Here is an 18,002-nt window from a genome sequence, read left to right on the forward strand (position 1 = left end):
TCTCCAGGCCTCTGTTGAGACAGGCTCTTCGTGTACCCTAACCAACAGGGTCAGACAGATAATCGGAAGCTCGGGGGGAGACGGGGACGACCCTGACGACGACCCCAGACGCTCACGGAAAAGACCGCGCCGGGGGAGATAATCATATGCTTTCAAATTTTCATAATATCATTTAGAAAAGGGAGCTGTAATATTGCGAGGGTCTGAATTAAAGCCCGCCGGTATTACAAAGAAACCTACGACGAATAAAACAGAGTCCGGCAGATCTGTCCCGACTAATTATTCCAATATGCATTGAGGAAAATATATCTAAACCCGGAATCCGCTATTTGTCCAGAGAGACGTAAATCTTGCCTCCGGAGTCGCTGAACTCCTTTGACTTTTGCTCCATGCCCTTTTTTACGGCCTCGGTATCGGAAAGGCCGTGCTCCCGGGCGTAATCCCTTACTTCCTGAGTGATTTTCATAGAGCAGAACTTGGGGCCGCACATCGAGCAGAAATGGGCAACCTTAGCCCCTTCCGCGGGCAGAGTCTCATCGTGGAATTCCTTAGCCGTATCGGGGTCGAGCGAGAGGTTGAACTGGTCGTTCCACCTGAACTCGAACCTCGCCTTGCTAAGGGCGTTGTCCCTTATCTGAGCGGCAGGGTGTCCCTTGGCAAGATCCGCCGCGTGGGCCGCGATCTTATATGAGATAACACCCTCCTTGACGTCCGTTTTGTTGGGTAGCCCAAGATGCTCCTTGGGCGTCACGTAACAAAGCATGGCGGTGCCGTACCATCCGATCATCGCGGCTCCTATAGCGGAGGTTATATGGTCGTAGCCGGGAGCTATGTCGGTGGTGAGGGGTCCGAGGGTATAGAAGGGGGCCTCTCTGCAGTACTCGAGCTGCTTGTCCATGTTTTCCTTTATCATATGCATGGGCACGTGTCCCGGCCCTTCTATCATTACCTGTACGTCATGCTTCCACGCCACGTCCGTAAGCTCGCCTATAGTTTTTAACTCCGCGAACTGGGGCTCGTCATTGGCATCCGCAATCGATCCGGGCCTGAGACCGTCACCGAGAGAGAACGCGACGTCGTATGCCTTCATTATCTCGCAGATCTCTTCGAAATTCGTATATAGGAAGCTCTCCCTGTGGTGCGCCAGACACCATTTGGCCATGATGGAGCCTCCCCTGGATACTATGCCGGTAAGCCTTCTTGCCGTAAGGGGTATATATCCGAGAAGCACCCCCGCGTGTATGGTGAAATAATCCACGCCCTGCTCGGCCTGCTCGACGAGCGTATCCCTGAATATATCCCACGTAAGCTCTTCAGCCTTCCCCTCGACCTTTTCCAGGGCCTGATAGATAGGCACGGTTCCAACGGGCACGGGGGAATTCCTTATTACCCATTCCCTCGTCTCGTGTATATTCTTTCCCGTCGAGAGGTCCATAATCGTGTCGGCCCCCCACCTGCAGGCCCACACGGCCTTTTCGACCTCCTCCTCTATACTGGAGGTCACGGCTGAATTCCCTATATTGGCGTTTATCTTGACAAGAAAATTTCTGCCTATCGCCATAGGCTCCGTTTCCGGATGGTTAATATTGCACGGTATAATCGCCCTTCCTTCGGCGACCTCTTTTCTTACGAACTCGGGCGTGATATGGGACCCGGGGATGTTCGCTCCGAAGCTCTCCCCCCTGTGATATACGGCCAGGTCGCCAAGGCTTTCCCTGAGCTCATCTATGCGCTGATTCTCCCTTATGGCTATGTATTCCATCTCCGGCGTTATGACGCCTTTCCTTGCGTAGTGCATCTGCGATACGTTTGAGCCCGGCTTTGCCCTGAGCGGTTTTCTCGTGTTGGTGAATTTGATGCTCCTGATTCTGGAATTACTTTCCTCGCCCCTCGCGAACCGGGAGGTGAAATCCCCAAGCTGCTCGACATCGCCGCGGGCCTGAATCCATTCATCTCTAAGCGGACGCAAACCTTTCAAAACATCTATTTCGGTATCCGGATCGGTATAGGGACCGCTGGTATCGTAAACTGTTACGGACAGGTTTTTCACCGACTCTCCCGCACCGCCGAACATGGGTGCCGAATCCTCGACCTCTATCTCCCTCATCGCGACTTCTATATCGTGAATCTTCCCCTTAAGGTAAATTTTTCTGGAATTGGGAAAAGGCTCGCGCGTAATGACTGCCGTGCCGGGAATTCTTTCCCGCTTGGTGGTTATTCCCATAGAATAGAAACTCCCTTTTAAAGATTAATCCGGCGTCTTTAATTCGACCCTAACAGATATTATAAAAGTAACGGACGGAAAGCGCAATGAAAGTCCTGATTTGTGAACGCCCTCTGGTGCTGTAAAATACTGTGCATGCGGGATTTAGTGCTGGGAATAGAGACATCTTGCGACGAAACGGCGGCGGCGGTTATAGAGGGAGGGAAAAAAGCCCTATCCAACGTGGTTGCTTCCCAGATCGACATTCACAAAGAATACGGGGGAGTCGTACCGGAAATCGCCTCGAGAAAACATGTGGAGCTGATTCTGCCCGTAATAAAAAAAGCCATTACCGAGGCGGGTATAGACGCCGGGGAGCTTGACGGCATCGCCGTTACGAACGGCCCCGGGCTAATCGGCTCCCTGATGGTCGGATTATCAACGGCCAAGGCAATGGCGTACGGGACGGGAAAGCCGCTCATCGGAGTGAACCACCTGGAGGCTCACCTTTCGGCCGTGCACCTGGAGAATGAAGTTGAGTTCCCCTATGTCGGGCTCGTTGTTTCGGGAGGGCATACCAGCCTTTACCTCGTAGAGGGCTATACGGATTTCAAGCTCCTCGGAAAGACGAGGGACGACGCCGCGGGGGAGGCTTTCGATAAGGCGGCGAAGCTCCTGGGGCTTGAGTACCCCGGAGGGGTGGCTATCGACAGACTCGCGAAGGACGGGGACAGGGAGGCGGTATCATTCCCGAGGCCGTTTAAAAACTCCTCCTCGTCTGACTTCAGCTTCAGCGGAGTAAAAACCTCTCTCGTCTATTACCTGAAAAAGCATCCCGAGCCGGATGAGCGGCAGATGAAAGACATATGCGCCGGTTATCAGGAAGCCATAGTGGAAACGCTAGTTGACAAGACTCTCTTAGCCGCTATGGAGTACGGCGTGAAAGCCGCGGTCCTCTCAGGGGGCGTCGCCTGCAATTCGAGGCTGAGGACATTGGCAAAGGAAAGGTTTCAGGAGGAGGGCATTTCACTATTTATACCGTCGCCCGTGTACTGTACGGATAACGCGGCAATGATAGGGTCGCTCGGCGGCTTTATGCTGAGGGAGGGGGAAACATCCACACTGGATTTGAACCCCTTCTCCACAAGCCGCCCGAAATATATAAGGGGCAAGGGAATGGTTCAGGATTCTCAAAAGTCGGGTTAATTAAATCTCGTAATCCACGACGGCCCTTTCGGAACGTATCTCGCCGACAAAATCGACTATCTTCATATGCTCGGGATGTTTTTGATATGCTTCGAGGCCTTCCCTGCTCTCGAACTCGGAATAAAGGACGACATCGAAAGCCGCCGGAGACGGGTTTAGATTGAGTCCCACCTCAATTGCCTTTACCTCTTCGATAACACCTTCGAGCGCTTCAAGCGACTCCTTCAGTTTCTTCGTGTTCTCCTCCCTGTCGGCTCCTCGGGCAAAATCCTTGAGCTTCCACATCACTATATGCTTAATCATCGCGTTCTCCCTTTGATCGATTGAGTCATGACAACCCTGTAATACGTTGCAGCCTCAGCAAAACTTTGATTTTCTACAACGAGTCAATAGAATTATACTACTGGACATAAATTTCATTACAACGTGAATTCCGGGGTAGATTTTATTAGTTATCAAAATAGAATAACCGTTCAACAGTTTCCGGCCGTAAGCAGAGCAACATCAACTGTATTCAGGGAGAATTTACAGTGGCTTTAATGGACAGCGAGGAATCCAGAAAGGGAAAGAAAACTTATGATCTCAAGATCATAAAATGGCTTTACAGCTTTACCGGCCCCTACCGCTTTTTTATGGCCCTCGCGCTGTTGTTTATGGTGCTCACGGCCCTGCTCGAGCTTTCGGTGCCCTATATCGCTAAAATCGCTGTCGATAAATACATATATCCCTCCTGGAGAATAGCCCGCTTCGAAGACAACGATACGGATATAAAGTTCGAACAAAACCTCAAAGAGAACTATGCGTCCCTGATCGTACCTCTCGGCGAAGATTCATACCTTGTCGATATGTCCGAACTGGACTCGACGGACAGACATAATCTAGAGAAGCTCGGCATGGTGACCGAGGAGAGATATCTGGTCATCGATCCGGACGAATTCGAAGGGGCGAAGTCCGGCAGGGTGACGGGAATAATTAACGCAAGCCCGGACGTATTTAAAAAGACCGGCAGCGTCTATTACGCAAGCTACGATTCCCTCGATCAGTTGAGCCGGAAAGACCTCCTGTTAATCAGGGGAGACGAGATAAGCGAAGTAATTAAACTTGCGGCGGTTTTATTCCTGTGTCTCGTCGGAATATTTATCTTCAGCTCCCTTTTCACCTACCTTCTTAACTATTCCGGCCACAAGATTATGCATAGGATGAGGACAGACGTATTTTCGCACATACTCAGCCTTCCCCAGAGCTTTTTCGATAAGAACCCCGTGGGACGACTGACAACAAGAGTTACGAACGACGTAAACGCCATAAACGAAATGTACACATCTGTAACGGTACAGTTCTTCAAGGATGTGCTCGTGGTTTTAGGCGTTTTTATAGTCATGTTTTATATGAATAAAAGTCTCACGTTATTCGTCGCTCTCTTCACGGTGCTCATGTTTCTCTTTGCCGTCATGTTCAGAATGAAGCTCAAGACGGTTTACAGGGACGTTAGGCGTTCCATCGCCAAGCTGAACGCTTTCGTTCAGGAAAGCGTAAGAGGGATTGTGCTCATAAAACTCTACAACAGAGAGATGGAGAACTTCGAGAAGTTCAAGGAAACGAACAGCGAGAACTTCAGGGCCAATATGGACCAGCTATGGGTATACGCTACATTCAGACCGTTTATAGAATTCACGAGCGTATTTACCGTAGCTTTTATTCTCTGGTACGGCGGGCTTAAAGTCATGAGGCTTGATCTTACGCTCGGAGCCCTCATCGCGTACCTATACTATGTGAGGATGCTGTTCAGGCCCATTATGGAGCTCGCTGAGAGATATAACATATTTCAGTCCGCCTCAGTGGCATCGGAAAACCTTTACGACCTTGTGACCGTTGTGCCGGAGCAGCGGGAGGGTATAAAAGAGTCTGATGTGCGGGGAAGACTCGAATTTAAAAACGTATGGTTTTCATACAACGACAAGGAATGGGTATTGAAGGACGTGTCGTTTAAGATCGAGCCGGGAGAGACCGTTGCGCTCGTGGGACTTACGGGATCCGGTAAAACGACAATAGTCAATCTGATTCTGAGGTTCTATGACGCTCAGAGGGGGCGAATACTTTTCGACGGGGTGGACATTAAGGACTTAAGCCCCGAATTTTTAAGGAGGAATATATCGGCGGTATTCCAGGACCTCTTCTTGTTCGCAAAGAATGTATCGGACTCCGATTCCGGCGGGCCCTCACGCGGTGTAAATATAGATGAGCTCACCGGTAACGGCAGTAACAAATCATCGGGGGAAAAGCAGCTTGTATCTCTCGGGCAGGCGTTTTCCAAAGACGCGAATTTCCTTATACTGGACGAGGCGACCTCCAACATAGACGCGAGGATCGAGAGGGAGGTTCAAAACGCGCTCAGAAACGAAACACACGAGAGGACTACGTTAATAATCGCTCACAGGCTTTCGAACGTAAGACACGCCGACAGGATAATGGTTATACATAAAGGGGGGATTTCGGAAATCGGCACACACGCGGGCCTGCTTAAGAAAAAAGGCATTTACTATAATCTCTACCAGCTGCAAAACGAGATACACCGCTTTTCTCTATTGGCGGATTAGCTCGCACAGGCCCGGAGAAAAATTCATAATGGATTTCATCTCCTTACCCGAACATGTAGATCGAATAACCGCCTATTTAAAAAGACGGGAAACTTTTAGCAAGTCCGACCTCAAAATCGCGGTCTCTCCCTACAGGATCTCTCCTCTCGGCGCGCACGTGGATCATCAGGGAGGCCCTGTGCTGGGCATGACTATAAACGCGCGCACCATTCTGGCGTTTATTCCGAATAGAGAGAAAAAGATACGACTCTACAGCATGAACTATCCGGGAGTAGTCGAATTTGGCATAGAAAATATAAAGACTCCGCGGAAAGACGATTGGGGAAGGTACGCCATGGGCGCGGCGAAGGTTCCGGGCGAATCTATGGATATCGAACGTGGATTTACAGGGGCTTTGAGCGGCGCACTGCCCGCGTGCGGGCTCAGCTCTTCGGCGTCGGTCGGACTCGCGTACCTGAGAGCGCTCGCAGAGGTTAACGGCCTGTCACTCTCCCGTGAAGAATACGTTGAGCTTGACCGGAGAATAGAGAACGACTACCTGAGACTTGAAAACGGAATACTCGATCAAGCCTCGATCGTTTACGGCAAAAAGGACAATCTTCTTCATATAGACACGCGTACAGGAGAAACGACGGCGCATCCGAAGCCGGAGGATTGCGGGGACTTTAAGATACTCATCGTTTATTCAGGTGTGCCCCGAGAGCTTACGTCCTCCGGCTTTAACACGCGCGTCGAGGAATGCAGAAAAGCAGCCGGGTTTCTGGGTATTATGGCCGGATTGAGGGCAGCCGGGATTCTATCCGATGTGCCCGAGAGAGTATTCGTTGAAAAATCCGGCAAACTTCCCGAGGATTTGAGAAAAAGGGCAGCGCACTATTTTACCGAAGCCGGGCGCGTGAAAAAGGGGATTGAGGCGTGGGACGGCGGGGATATAGAGGCATTCGGAAAATTGATGGACGAATCATGCGAAAGCTCGTTTATAAACTACGAAACCGGGAGTCCCGAGCTTGAAACTCTTCAGGAGATATTAAATTCGGCGGGGGGCGTTTACGGAAGCAGGCTGAACGGCGGGGGCTATGGAGGCTCGCTCACGGCTTTTGTAAGGAGGGATTTTTCGGAAGCTTCCGCCGAGAGCATTCTTGAACGATACAAAAGCAAATATCCCGAAAGCGGGGAAAGCGCCGCCGTATATTTTGCGGAAACTGACGACGGGCTAAGGCTGTTATGATCGCAATATTGCTCTGCGCGGGTTTTGCCACAAGGATGTATCCGCTTACGAAGAATTTTCCCAAGCCCCTGCTCGACGTAGGAGGCCGGCCGGCCCTGGATTATCTAATAGACCGGATTGCGGGTCTGAGAGATCTCGATTCAATATACGTTGTTACCAATAAACGTTTCTTCCATGACTTTTTATCCTGGGGAGAAAAAAAGGACGCCGAGATAACGGAGCGGGGAATAAGCCTCCACGTATATAATGACGGGGTCGAGAACCCGGAGGACCGCCTGGGGGCTGTGGGCGACCTGGGCTTCTTATTAGACAGAATTCGTGACAAGACGGGGGCCCTTGTTGCGGCGGGCGATAACATTTTCCGCTTCTCTCTTGAGCCCTACTGGGAGAAATTTCTCGACGACCGCAGAAGCTACGTATTCGCCGTACCGACGGATGACAGGGAGAGGATTAAAAGAACCGGCGTTCTTGAAATGGGCCCAGATAAACGAGTTTCGGCATTTCATGAAAAGCCGGCAAAGCCTCCCTCGAACCTGGCCTGTCCGGCGATTTATTTTCTCGCGCCCGAAGCGCTTGAGCTTACAGCCGGGTACCTCATCCGGCCTGACGCCGGGGATGAAATCGGTCTCTTCATCTCGTATCTGGTGCAGAGGGAAAAGGTGTACGCATTTTACAACCCCGGAGAAGCAGTCGATATAGGGACGATTGAATCCTATCAACATGCTAAGGAAATATTCGGCAAAGAGACCGCCGATAAAAGATCCGAGTAACAGAATATTTGTACCCCGAAAGTCGTGACCAGCCCGATTCGTCCCCCGCGAGTGTGAAATTTACAAATATTTAGGTAACCTAAATACAGGGTAAATAGATGTCAATTTTTGATCCTGTGTACAGACAAAACAATATCGGCGGGCAGATAACAAGGACATTGTTCCATATCGGTCAGGCCGTAAGGAATATTTTCTGGGATAAAAGCAGGCTCGAACACCTCACTCCCGCCCAGGTTAAGTCTCTATTATTCATAAATTATACGAGAAGCGATGCTATCACTATCGGCAACATCGCAAAGTATCTGACCTGCACACCCGCAACCACAAGCGGCGTAATAGATTCACTCGAGAAGAAAAATCTGATATTGAGAACCAGGGACCCCGAAGATAGAAGGAAGGTTCATATATCTTTGACTCCGGATGGCACGAGAGTGGTTGGCATGGTCGAAGATATAGGTAACGAAATTGAGGAGATAATAAGTGAATTCAAACCCAAAGAGCAAAAGGTTCTGGAAGAACTGCTGCTCAGAATCTCGGAAAAGCTTGTCGAAAGAGGGCTCATATTCACAGGGGATATCTGCACTGACTGCTGTTTCTTCCAAAGAGACAGGAACGTCGGAGAAATGAAACCTCATTATTGCGAAAATCTTCATATAGTGCTCGGCGAAGAGGATATTTGCAAGGAATGTCCGCATTATAAAAAACACTAATTGAAAAGTTAAAATTTTTTGTTATAATTACTTAGGAGTCCTAAATATTAGGGGCGCTAAATATTAGTAGCTGCTTGAGGGTATTTATAAATGAAGCTTAAACAATTAATCTATAGAGAAGAAAGTGATCATTTAAGCCCGGGTTTAAATTCATTTAATGAACCGGAGGAGGAATTTGATTCCGGGCCGGACAGAGACGAGTTCGCCGCTGATGAACCCACCGCTAAGTCAGGCAAGAAAAACGGCAGGAAAAATAAAGAGAATCCCGATCCTCATTACAGATTATTATTTGCATACTTTAAAGACCTGAATGAGGAGAAGCTTCTCACAAGACGTGACGAAGTTGTGCTCGCTGCAAAAATTAAGCTCTGTGAGCATAAGGCGGAGAGCATAGCCCGAATAACGAATTCAAAGTCCCGGAAAAGAGAGCCACTTTCCGGAAGAGACAGGGACATGCTGGACGCGCTTTTACGCTCGTTTAACGCGAAATCGCAAAAATATCAGGACAAGTTTATTAAATCCAATCTGAGACTTGTTATCGAACTGGCGAATAGATACACCGGAAGGGGTTTACCCCTGGGCGATCTGATTCAGGAGGGGAATATCGGACTGATGAAAGCGGTTATGAAATTCGATCATACAAAGGGCTTTAAATTCTCCACCTACGCTTCATGGTGGATCCACCAGTCGCTGTCAAGAGCGGTAATGGAGCAAACGCAGGTTATACACATACCGGTATATCTGCAGGAGCTGTCGGCAAAGATATATAGAGCCAAGGCTAAACTCGAGCTTAACAGCGACAAACCGGTTTATCCCCGGGAAATAGCGGAAGAAGCGGATCTTCCCTTGGACGCCGTAACCACCATACTGAAGGGAGGGGACATGACCGTACCGCTTGAACTCTCATCGGGAGGGGAAGACTCCAAGACGTACCTCGATATTACCTCGGACCCGAATGCCAAACGCGCCGAATACTATCTGGCAATGAAATCTATTACGGAAGGGGTCAGAGACTCTCTCGACGTTTTATCAGAGAGGGAGAGGGATATTGTGAAAATGAGATTCGGCATCGACTACGACGATGACCACAAGCTGGAGCAGATCGCGAACAAATACGGTCTGAGCAGGGAACGGATAAGGCAGATTGAAAAAGAAGCCCTGAATAAACTGGCGGATTCGGATAAGGGCAGGGTTTTAAGAGAGTTTTTGAATTAATATCATTCCAAGGGCACTACTCCTGACTTTCAAATATTTCTGTTTAAAATAAACGTACTCTAATCCACGACAGGGAGAAGGTGCAAGTGAGCGAAAATATCAAACGGATTTTAGACGCTAACGAGGAGTACTCCAAAGAGTACAATAAGAAAGCTATACCCGGTATCAAGCCCGCGAGGAGACTGGCAATACTTACTTGTATGGACACACGTATCGACCCCTTGAGATTCGCAGGCTTAAAAAAGGGCGACGCCCATATAATCAGAAACGCCGGAGGGAGGGCAAGCGATGACGCCATACGCTCTCTCGTTCTCTCCAGCAGGTTGCTTGGGACAAATGAGTGGCTTGTCGTACATCACACCGATTGCGGCCAGGAGAACTTCAGCAATGAAGAAGTGTGCAAACTCATGAGGGACACTTCCGACAGCGGGGAGGGAGATTTTATAAACTGGCTTACAATCTCTGATAGAACCCAAAGCGTTAAAGACGACGTGCGGCGTATCAGAAATCACCCTCTGGTTCCAGGGGATGTAACGATTTACGGATTTCTTTTTGAGGTCGAAACAGGGAGGCTCAAAGAAATCATAAGCGAATAAATTTTTGCCGAACATCTTGCCTAAAAGATTGGACCAGGAAAACACAATACAGAAATCAGAGTTATTACAGACCGTCTTTTACCGACCGGGGTCTGCATGAGTATTGACGGCATTGATTCGACAGGATTACCGAAAAAAGATGTCACTGCTCGATCGAAGCGCTTTTAAATTGTATGGAATCGGGAAACGGGAACCTTGTATTCTCTTCCTTGCCGTCGAGCTCCTGAACGTCTTCGGCCCCGAAGTCCCTGAGGCGCGAAATTACCTCAAGCACTACTGTTTCGGGAGTGGAGGCGCCTGAGCTGAGACCGACGACCATGTTTTCAGAGAACATATCCCTGTCCAGATCCCGGGCACCTTCGATCAAGTAAGCTTTTTTCACACCGCTCGCCTTCGCTACCTCGACCAATCGATTGGAATTCGAGCTTTCGGGCGAGCCCATTATAAATATTATATCCGCAAGCCTGGCAAGCGCCTTGACGGCGTCCTGCCTGTTCTGAGTAGCATAGCAAATGTCGAGCTTGGACGGACTTACTATATTCGGGAACCTCCGCTTGAGTACTTGAAGAATATCTCTTGTATCATTCACACTCAAAGTCGTCTGCGTGACGTACGCCACTTTGTCCGGGTCTGCAAGCGTGATACGTTCGGCTTCTTCAACCGATTCGACGACAACTACTTTTTCGGGAGCCTCGCCGCTCGTGCCTATGACTTCGACATGGTTTCTGTGACCGATTAAAATAATCGTGTACCCAATATCGGCGTAATGCTTGACCTCGTTATGCACCTTTGTAACGAGCGGGCACACTGCGTCGACTACCTCCAGACCGTCCCTCTGTGCTTCACTCCAGACCGCCGGACTCACGCCGTGGGCGCTGAATATAACCTTTGCCCCTTTGTCCTTTATCTCGCTCAGCTCCTCGACGAACTTAACTCCCTTCGCCTTGAGCGACTCGACAACACGCTTGTTGTGAACAATGGCGTGACGCACATAGATCGGGGGACCGTACATCTCAAGGGCGCGCTCCACAATATCGATTGCGCGGTCAACACCGGCACAAAATCCCCTCGGCTTGGCTACAATTACTCGCATATAAATACCTTTTTAAATAATAACTGTTTCCTCAGCATCTTCATAATATGGGCGGAAGACTACAGAGCATCAATGCTGGAAGCACGAGCGGCGATATTTAAGACCAATTAAATATGAAGGCCTTTCAATTTCCTTATCGAATTTTTCAAGTAATTCCGACACCTTATTCGCCCCTTTTATTCCCACGAACATAAAGTGATTGCCCTAAAGCTTGTTTCAAAAATGGTTCTGATTCACATCCCCAGCGCTTATTTAATATTAATCAATCTTGGTTTAAAATGAGTGAAGCGCGTAGAGTCGGATTAATTATCATAAACCCGCGAAGAGACCGATTCTACATTTCACAAGCGGAGGTTATCTATGAGACTGAAAGACAAAGTGGCTATTATTACAGGGGGGTCTTCGGGAATAGGGCGCGCGATAACCCTCGGATACGTAAAGGAGGGAGCCAAGGTAGCCATAGCCGCACTACACGAGGAACCGTGCAGGGAGGTCGTTAAGGAAATAGAGGACATGGGCGGCGAGGGCATATATTATACGCTCGACGTCTCGGACCTGGAAAAGCATGGGGAACTCATTGACAAAACTTTGGAAGCGTTCGGCAGGGTGGACATTCTTGTAAACGACGCCGGGTACGCGAGACGCGAGACTGTCTTCGACGTAACACCCGAGAACTGGGACAAAATGATGGATATTAACCTGAAAAGCGCTTTTTTTCTGTCTCAGAGCTTCGCCAATCAGCTCATCAAGCAGGGGTCTCCCGGAAGGATAATAAATATCGGCTCCGTGGCGGGGGCAATGGATATGCACCCGGTTTCAATCGCTTACCACGCCGCCAAGGGAGCGCTAATCAACGTGACAAGAGTAATGGCTGTAGATCTGGCCCATTACGGAATTACCGTAAACTGTATCGGTCCGGGCTCGACTATAACTCCGCTGTCCGCATCAGCAAATCCAGAGTACGACGAATACATGACGACGGGAATCCCCGAAGGAAGAAGGGGGAAACCGGAGGATATTGTACCGCCCGCCGTCATGTTCGCCACCGATGAGGCGGAATACATAACGGGACAGACCATTTTCGTCGAAGGCGGTGCGATGTCCGTTTATCTGGGGAAGGAAGAGCCGGATTTTAAGGCCTAGGGTTTCAATCGGGGTCGAGAATCAGGTCTGCTCTTTTTTTGTGTTGTTCGAGATAGGGTAAATAGCCGTCAAAATATATCTTCTTTTTCTCGAGCCATCCCCTGTGGTTTAAGTGTCTAGCCGCATGGTCCCTCGCTTCGGCCCTCTTGAGCGCAACCTCCCACGGGACATTAATGAACACTATTAAGTCGACAAATCCGGCTAATTCGTCATCGCAGGAAAATAACCCTTCGAGGATAAAATATTTGCAATTGCGGGCATCAATTTCGATCTCTGAGTCGATGCCGCCGGTGGAAAGATTATATAGGCCGGAAAGTCTAAATTGCCTCCCCTCTTTTACCGACCTAAGGGTTTCGTTGACCTTTTCAAGATCATACCATGCACGCAAATCTATTTTCCCATGCTCGATCCGTTCGTCCCACTCGGCTCTTTTCACGCAAACGAATAAATCCATAGTCATCAACATCGAATCACGGCCAAGGGCTTCATGCAGTTTCTCGGCTTCGTAGCTCTTGCCGCTACCTATTGTGCCGTCTAACGCGATCACGAGGGGGGACTCCGTTTCGGTATTACGTATGGCTTCGACTATCTCGGGAAATCTCATTGCCGGCTCCGGATTCATCAAATTTCATTTGTTGTAATTATAAATACAGTTTATGAAGATAACTCAATATTCGGCAAAAATTAAATTGAACAAATATATCTACAAAAATTTAACAATAAATGATAGGGTACGAATGTATATACAACATAATTAACTAGCCGGCTTCTATTAAAGGAGGACACCGTGGGTAAAAACGGCGCTTCCGAAAGCGGGATGAGGAATGTTATTGCTGGTTGTGTGGGCAATGTGCTTGAATGGTACGATTTTGCCCTCTACGGCTTTTTTGCGCCGATCATCGCCAAGCTGTTCTTCCCTTCGGATGACCAGATAAGCTCTCTTTTAGCTACATTCGGAGTATTTGCCGTCGGATTCTTCATGCGCCCTGTAGGCTCGGTTATTTTCGGCATATTGGGGGACAGGCTGGGGAGAAAAAGGGCGCTTGAAATCTCGGTCATCATGATGGCGGTACCCACAACCCTAATCGGGGTCCTTCCGACCCATGCGGAAGTAGGTATACTGGCACCGATTCTTATGACGCTTATAAGGCTGATACAGGGCGTATCAGTGGGCGGTGAATTCACGGGCTCTATATCCTTTGTTGTCGAACATGCTCCTTACCCGCCCGGACGGAGAGGCTTTTACAGCAGCTGGACCGTGTTCAGTCTCTTGGGCGGAATTCTCCTCGGCTCAGCCATAGCTTCCCTGGTCACGAATATACTCACGCAGGAGGAGGTTCACAGCTTCGGTTGGCGGCTTCCATTTTTCCTCGGAATCGTAATAGGTTTAATAGGGCTTTATTTGAGAAGCGGACTCGACGAATCACCCACATTCAAGCGTCTCAAAGAATCCGGACAGCTTTCGGAGAGGCCGATAAGGGACGCGGTACATAATCACTGGAAGGAGATACTGACTGTAGTCGGAGCGACTTGTGTTGGGTCGATCAATTTTTATCTGATTTTTGTTTACATGACTACGTTCCTTTCTACAGAGACCCACGTGCTTCTATCTTCCGCTCTCGATATTAACACGATAAGCATGGTTGCCTTGATGGTACTCACCCCTTTTATGGGGCTTTTATCGGACAAGATCGGGAGAAAGCCGCTTTTAATCGGCGGGTGTTTAATAATCGCAATATTTGCAATCCCCCTTTTCATAGTGCTAACCAAAGGCCACATAATATACGACATGCTCTCACAGCTTGTTTTCGCCCTCGGACTTTCAATGGTGTTCGGGCCTTTCGGGGCTATGATGGTCGAGCTTTTTCCCACGAAAGTTCGCATGAGCGCGGTCTCCATAGGATACAACGTAGGTTTTGCGGTGTTCGGAGGGACGGCTCCTTTTGTTGCTACATATCTTATAGAAGCGACCGGGAGCAAAATTTCCCCGAGCTATTATCTGGTTGCCGCGGCGCTTATTTCCATATTCGTATTCATAAGAATACGCGAATCTTTCCGTGACGAAGAGGTTTAAGATAGAAAGTACGTATTCGAGGAGATAATATGATTATCTGTCGTCTGAGCACATAAAAGCTGAGGATGTTGACACCGAAATTTTTAACGATGATCAGTATGGAGTGACAAATTTAATATACTTCTTCAGACCAACAATAATGGGTTTAATTGTTATTCAACTTTTAGAAGATACTTTCCCGTTGTTTCCTGACCATTCATATCCGATATCCTAAAGCCTATCTTATATTTACCGTGAGGGATATGAACGGACTCGGCATGCAATTCAGCGCCCTCTTTATTTTTCTTTATATATTGTTTTACTCTGCTGGTTACATTTATTTTTAAAAAATACTTCTCAGCCCAGACATCGAGTGAATTTAAATCCAATGTTGAATTATTCCCTTTGAAAAGCACAAATATATCTGCCGGGTCTATTGCAATAATTGTCGGTCCTTTATCTGTCTTAATGACATCCGGTTCTTCTATTATGATGCTCGGACCGGAAGATAAAGCCCGATGATCATTTCGTATATTTTCCTTTTCCCATTCCGAGTCCGCGAATCTAAGATTTTTAGCTTCATCATCCGTAAGCAGTACCAACGGTTTTTGACCGTAAGAGACTGTAGCGTTTAGACATATAAAGCCAATTATATTGAATACCGTTAGTATTAATAATGATTTGGAAATTGATCTGAAGATTACAATGCTCCCTCAAATTGTTTAAAGCGGGCTATCTTTAGATTCTACAATATATTTCTGATCTGTAACTGTCAAGCTTCTGAAATTATGACAAGACGAATATCATTTACTGAAAACATACATCAATCGGGTGATAGTTTCGTCAAGCCAGCCACAAGCATCTTTTTGGATTCCGGATATTTTAAAACAGCCCCAGCAGCTTTAGAGAAATAATAAAGATGGCCACGACCAGAACATAACGTATGATTTTCTCGCCTCCCCTGACCGAGAGGCGGGCGGCCCACCAGGCGCCCAGCGCGTTTCCGGCCGCGAGAACAAGCCCCAGAACCCAGCTCACGTTATCGGTCAATATGAATATCAGGAGCGCCGGGACGGTAAATATCATCGTGATGAATACCTTGTGCATATTTACGAAGACGAGATTCATCCTGAGCAAATGGTAGAGCGCGGCCATTATTAAAAACCCGACACCTACCTGTATAAACCCGCCGTAGAAACCTACAGCGAACATCACGGGGTAAACAAGCCAGGTCTTTCTCCCTTCCTCTGTAGTAATGTCATATTTAGTATGGGGAATAAACATCGATACGATCACCCCTATCATTACGATTCCGAGAATACGCTCGAACCACAGGTCTTCGATGCGTACAGCAACGAGCGCGCCCAGGACAGCCCCGGGAAGCGTCAGTGCGGCGAGCCTCAACCCGAGCCTGGTCCCTGAGATATTTTCTTTCCGGAAGGACAGGGTAGCGGAAACGCTTTGAATCAATATACCTATCCGGTTGGTCCCGTTTGCGGCTGCGCTGTCGAGCCCGATGAAGATGAGAGCGGGAAGTGTAAGGCTCGAACCTCCGCCCGCCATCACGTTAATCACTCCGGCAACAATACCGACACCGAAAAGAATCAGAAAATCCAGATATTCAGGCATGATCCCCTTACGTAAGCTCCCGACTCTCGTTCCGAATTATAATGCCGTGCAAATTCGGACTAATTATACTTCGTATTCGTGATTGACAATATACTCGCAAGCGTGTGATAATGACAAGTTGAATTTATCCGACTATGCTCGAAAGATTATTCAATCTAAAAGAACTAGGGACAAGCGCAGGGCGGGAAACGGTAGCGGGAATAACGACATTCATGACGATGTCGTACATTATATTCGTTCAGCCCGCGGTGCTCGGGGCGGCTGGGATGGACCCGGGCGCGGTAATGGTGGCGACCTGTGTGTCGAGTGCACTCGGAACTGTTCTGATGGCGCTTCTGGCAAATTACCCTATAGCCCAGGCCCCGGCGATGGGGCACAACTTCTATTTCTCGTACATAGTGGTTTTGACGCTGGGATATTCGTGGCAGCACGCGCTCGGCGCGGTTTTTATAGCGGGGCTGGTATTTATACTGCTTTCCACAGTCGGCCTGAGGGAAACCCTGATGAACGTGCTTCCCGGGTGCCTCAAAAACGGAATACCGGTCGGTATAGGGCTGCTAATCGCGCTTGTGGGATTTGAATGGTCGGGAATAGTAGTCGGGCACCCCGTGACATACGTAACCCTTGGCGACCTCAAATCCACTCCGACCCTGATATCCATACTCGGGATTGTAGTAATGGCCGTGTTATTTGCGCTCAGGATGAGAGGAGCGATATTGATCGGAATTGTGGCGGCGGCCGCGGCGGGGCTTCTGACAGGAATAATCGAATTTCAAGGGGTGCTGTCCGCCCCTCCTTCGATCGCTCCCACTTTTTTAAAGCTCAGCATCCCTAATATATTTAAAGACCCGCACCTGATAACTGTTATTTTCGTTTTTCTCTTTTTAGACCTGTTCGACAGCGTGGGCACCCTCATAGGCGTAAGCCAGCAGGGAGGCCTGATGAAAGAAGGTAAGCTGCCCAAGGCGAGACAGGCTCTATTGTCGGACGCGATCGCCACGAGCGGAGGAGCGCTCCTCGGCACATCCACCGTCACAAGCTACATAGAGAGCGCTTCGGGGATTTCGGCGGGCGGAAGGACGGGGCTTACGGGAATCGTGGTCGCCGTACTGTTCCTGCTCGCAATATTTTTCAGTCCGCTCGTACGGATGATAGGCGCCGGTTACGAGGCGGGCGGAGGCTTGACGCTTTATCCGGTCATAGCCCCTGCCTTGATTATCGTGGGAAGCATGATGTTCAAAAATATCGTCAATATCGAGTGGGACGATTATACGGAGGGAATCCCGGCGTTTCTCACCCTCGTAATCATGCCGCTTGCGTTCAGCATAACCGAAGGCATCTCTTTCGGAGTAATCTCGTACGTACTCTTAAAAGTAGTGAGCGGAAAGGGTAAAAGGGTGCACTGGCTCCTGTACCTTTTCGCGGTTCTCTTTATAGCTAGGTATATATGGCTTGAGTGAATCCCCGGCGCGGTAATTCCGGAGCCGGCGACGGACGGAATCAGGGGCACCGCTTAAATGCGCCGCCGTGATCAGGGGTTCTTATTGCCAATATTTCAA

At 48.9% G+C, this 18,002-nt stretch carries 16 protein-coding genes; 10 read left to right on the top strand and 6 right to left on the bottom strand.

What is annotated here, in order from left to right:
- Nucleotides 1–325: 325 nt before the first annotated feature.
- Nucleotides 326–2,224: a phosphomethylpyrimidine synthase ThiC gene (gene thiC / locus RIG61_02995; protein ID MEQ9618123.1), complete on the bottom strand. Its 1,899-nt coding sequence runs from the start codon at nt 2,222–2,224 to the stop codon at nt 326–328.
- Between the two features lie 135 nt (nt 2,225–2,359).
- Here thiC and tsaD point away from each other — a divergent pair, with 135 nt between their 5' ends.
- Nucleotides 2,360–3,409: a tRNA (adenosine(37)-N6)-threonylcarbamoyltransferase complex transferase subunit TsaD gene (gene tsaD / locus RIG61_03000; GenBank protein MEQ9618124.1), complete on the top strand. Its 1,050-nt coding sequence runs from the start codon at nt 2,360–2,362 to the stop codon at nt 3,407–3,409.
- Here tsaD and RIG61_03005 read toward each other — a convergent pair whose 3' ends face one another.
- Complete coding sequence (locus tag RIG61_03005; protein MEQ9618125.1) at nt 3,410–3,712, bottom strand: Dabb family protein; 303 nt, start codon at nt 3,710–3,712, stop codon at nt 3,410–3,412.
- Between the two features lie 236 nt (nt 3,713–3,948).
- On the opposite strand from RIG61_03005, the gene RIG61_03010 reads away from it, so the two are divergent.
- The 6 genes from RIG61_03010 to RIG61_03035 all read left to right on the top strand — a co-directional run bounded on the left by RIG61_03010 (nt 3,949) and on the right by RIG61_03035 (nt 10,525).
- Complete coding sequence (locus RIG61_03010; protein MEQ9618126.1) at nt 3,949–6,006, top strand: ABC transporter ATP-binding protein; 2,058 nt, start codon at nt 3,949–3,951, stop codon at nt 6,004–6,006.
- A 28-nt stretch (nt 6,007–6,034) separates the two neighbouring features.
- Nucleotides 6,035–7,234 carry a galactokinase family protein gene (locus RIG61_03015; GenBank protein MEQ9618127.1) on the top strand — a complete coding sequence of 400 codons (1,200 nt, stop codon included), beginning with the start codon at nt 6,035–6,037 and terminating at the stop codon, nt 7,232–7,234.
- Complete coding sequence (locus RIG61_03020; protein ID MEQ9618128.1) at nt 7,231–8,004, top strand: nucleotidyltransferase family protein; 774 nt, start codon at nt 7,231–7,233, stop codon at nt 8,002–8,004. Before RIG61_03015 ends, RIG61_03020 begins: the two co-directional genes overlap by 4 nt.
- Nucleotides 8,005–8,102: 98 nt before the next feature.
- Nucleotides 8,103–8,714, top strand: a complete 612-nt coding sequence (locus tag RIG61_03025) for a MarR family transcriptional regulator (protein ID MEQ9618129.1) — start codon at nt 8,103–8,105, stop codon at nt 8,712–8,714.
- A gap of 90 nt (nt 8,715–8,804) precedes the next feature.
- Nucleotides 8,805–9,929, top strand: a complete 1,125-nt coding sequence (locus tag RIG61_03030) for a sigma-70 family RNA polymerase sigma factor (GenBank protein MEQ9618130.1) — start codon at nt 8,805–8,807, stop codon at nt 9,927–9,929.
- A gap of 86 nt (nt 9,930–10,015) precedes the next feature.
- Complete coding sequence (locus RIG61_03035) at nt 10,016–10,525, top strand: carbonic anhydrase (GenBank protein ID MEQ9618131.1); 510 nt, start codon at nt 10,016–10,018, stop codon at nt 10,523–10,525.
- Between the two features lie 142 nt (nt 10,526–10,667).
- Here the strand turns inward: RIG61_03035 and ispH are convergent, their stop codons facing one another.
- Nucleotides 10,668–11,618, bottom strand: coding sequence for a 4-hydroxy-3-methylbut-2-enyl diphosphate reductase (ispH, locus tag RIG61_03040; protein ID MEQ9618132.1), 951 nt, complete (start codon nt 11,616–11,618; stop codon nt 10,668–10,670).
- A 360-nt stretch (nt 11,619–11,978) separates the two neighbouring features.
- Here ispH and RIG61_03045 point away from each other — a divergent pair, with 360 nt between their 5' ends.
- The gene (locus RIG61_03045) at nt 11,979–12,761 is read left to right on the top strand and encodes a glucose 1-dehydrogenase (protein ID MEQ9618133.1); all 783 of its coding nucleotides are present in this window, start codon (nt 11,979–11,981) and stop codon (nt 12,759–12,761) included.
- A gap of 4 nt (nt 12,762–12,765) precedes the next feature.
- Here RIG61_03045 and RIG61_03050 read toward each other — a convergent pair whose 3' ends face one another.
- The gene (locus RIG61_03050) at nt 12,766–13,365 is read right to left on the bottom strand and encodes a hypothetical protein (protein MEQ9618134.1); all 600 of its coding nucleotides are present in this window, start codon (nt 13,363–13,365) and stop codon (nt 12,766–12,768) included.
- 183 nt (nt 13,366–13,548) lie between these two features.
- Here RIG61_03050 and RIG61_03055 point away from each other — a divergent pair, with 183 nt between their 5' ends.
- A complete protein-coding gene (locus tag RIG61_03055; protein MEQ9618135.1) occupies nt 13,549–14,835 on the top strand; it encodes an MFS transporter in 1,287 nt (428 codons plus the stop codon).
- A 152-nt stretch (nt 14,836–14,987) separates the two neighbouring features.
- Here RIG61_03055 and RIG61_03060 read toward each other — a convergent pair whose 3' ends face one another.
- Nucleotides 14,988–15,416, bottom strand: a complete 429-nt coding sequence (locus RIG61_03060) for a hypothetical protein (protein ID MEQ9618136.1) — start codon at nt 15,414–15,416, stop codon at nt 14,988–14,990.
- Between the two features lie 280 nt (nt 15,417–15,696).
- Entirely contained in the window at nt 15,697–16,443 is a 747-nt protein-coding gene (locus RIG61_03065) for a sulfite exporter TauE/SafE family protein (protein ID MEQ9618137.1), read from the bottom strand.
- 134 nt (nt 16,444–16,577) lie between these two features.
- Here RIG61_03065 and RIG61_03070 point away from each other — a divergent pair, with 134 nt between their 5' ends.
- Nucleotides 16,578–17,903 (top strand): NCS2 family permease, encoded by a 1,326-nt coding sequence (locus tag RIG61_03070; protein ID MEQ9618138.1) that lies wholly within the window; start codon nt 16,578–16,580, stop codon nt 17,901–17,903.
- The last annotated feature ends 99 nt before the right edge of the window (nt 17,904–18,002 follow it).

Source organism: Deltaproteobacteria bacterium (genome assembly GCA_040223695.1).
Classification (GTDB): Bacteria; Desulfobacterota_D; UBA1144; order Nemesobacterales; family UBA2774; genus JAVKFU01.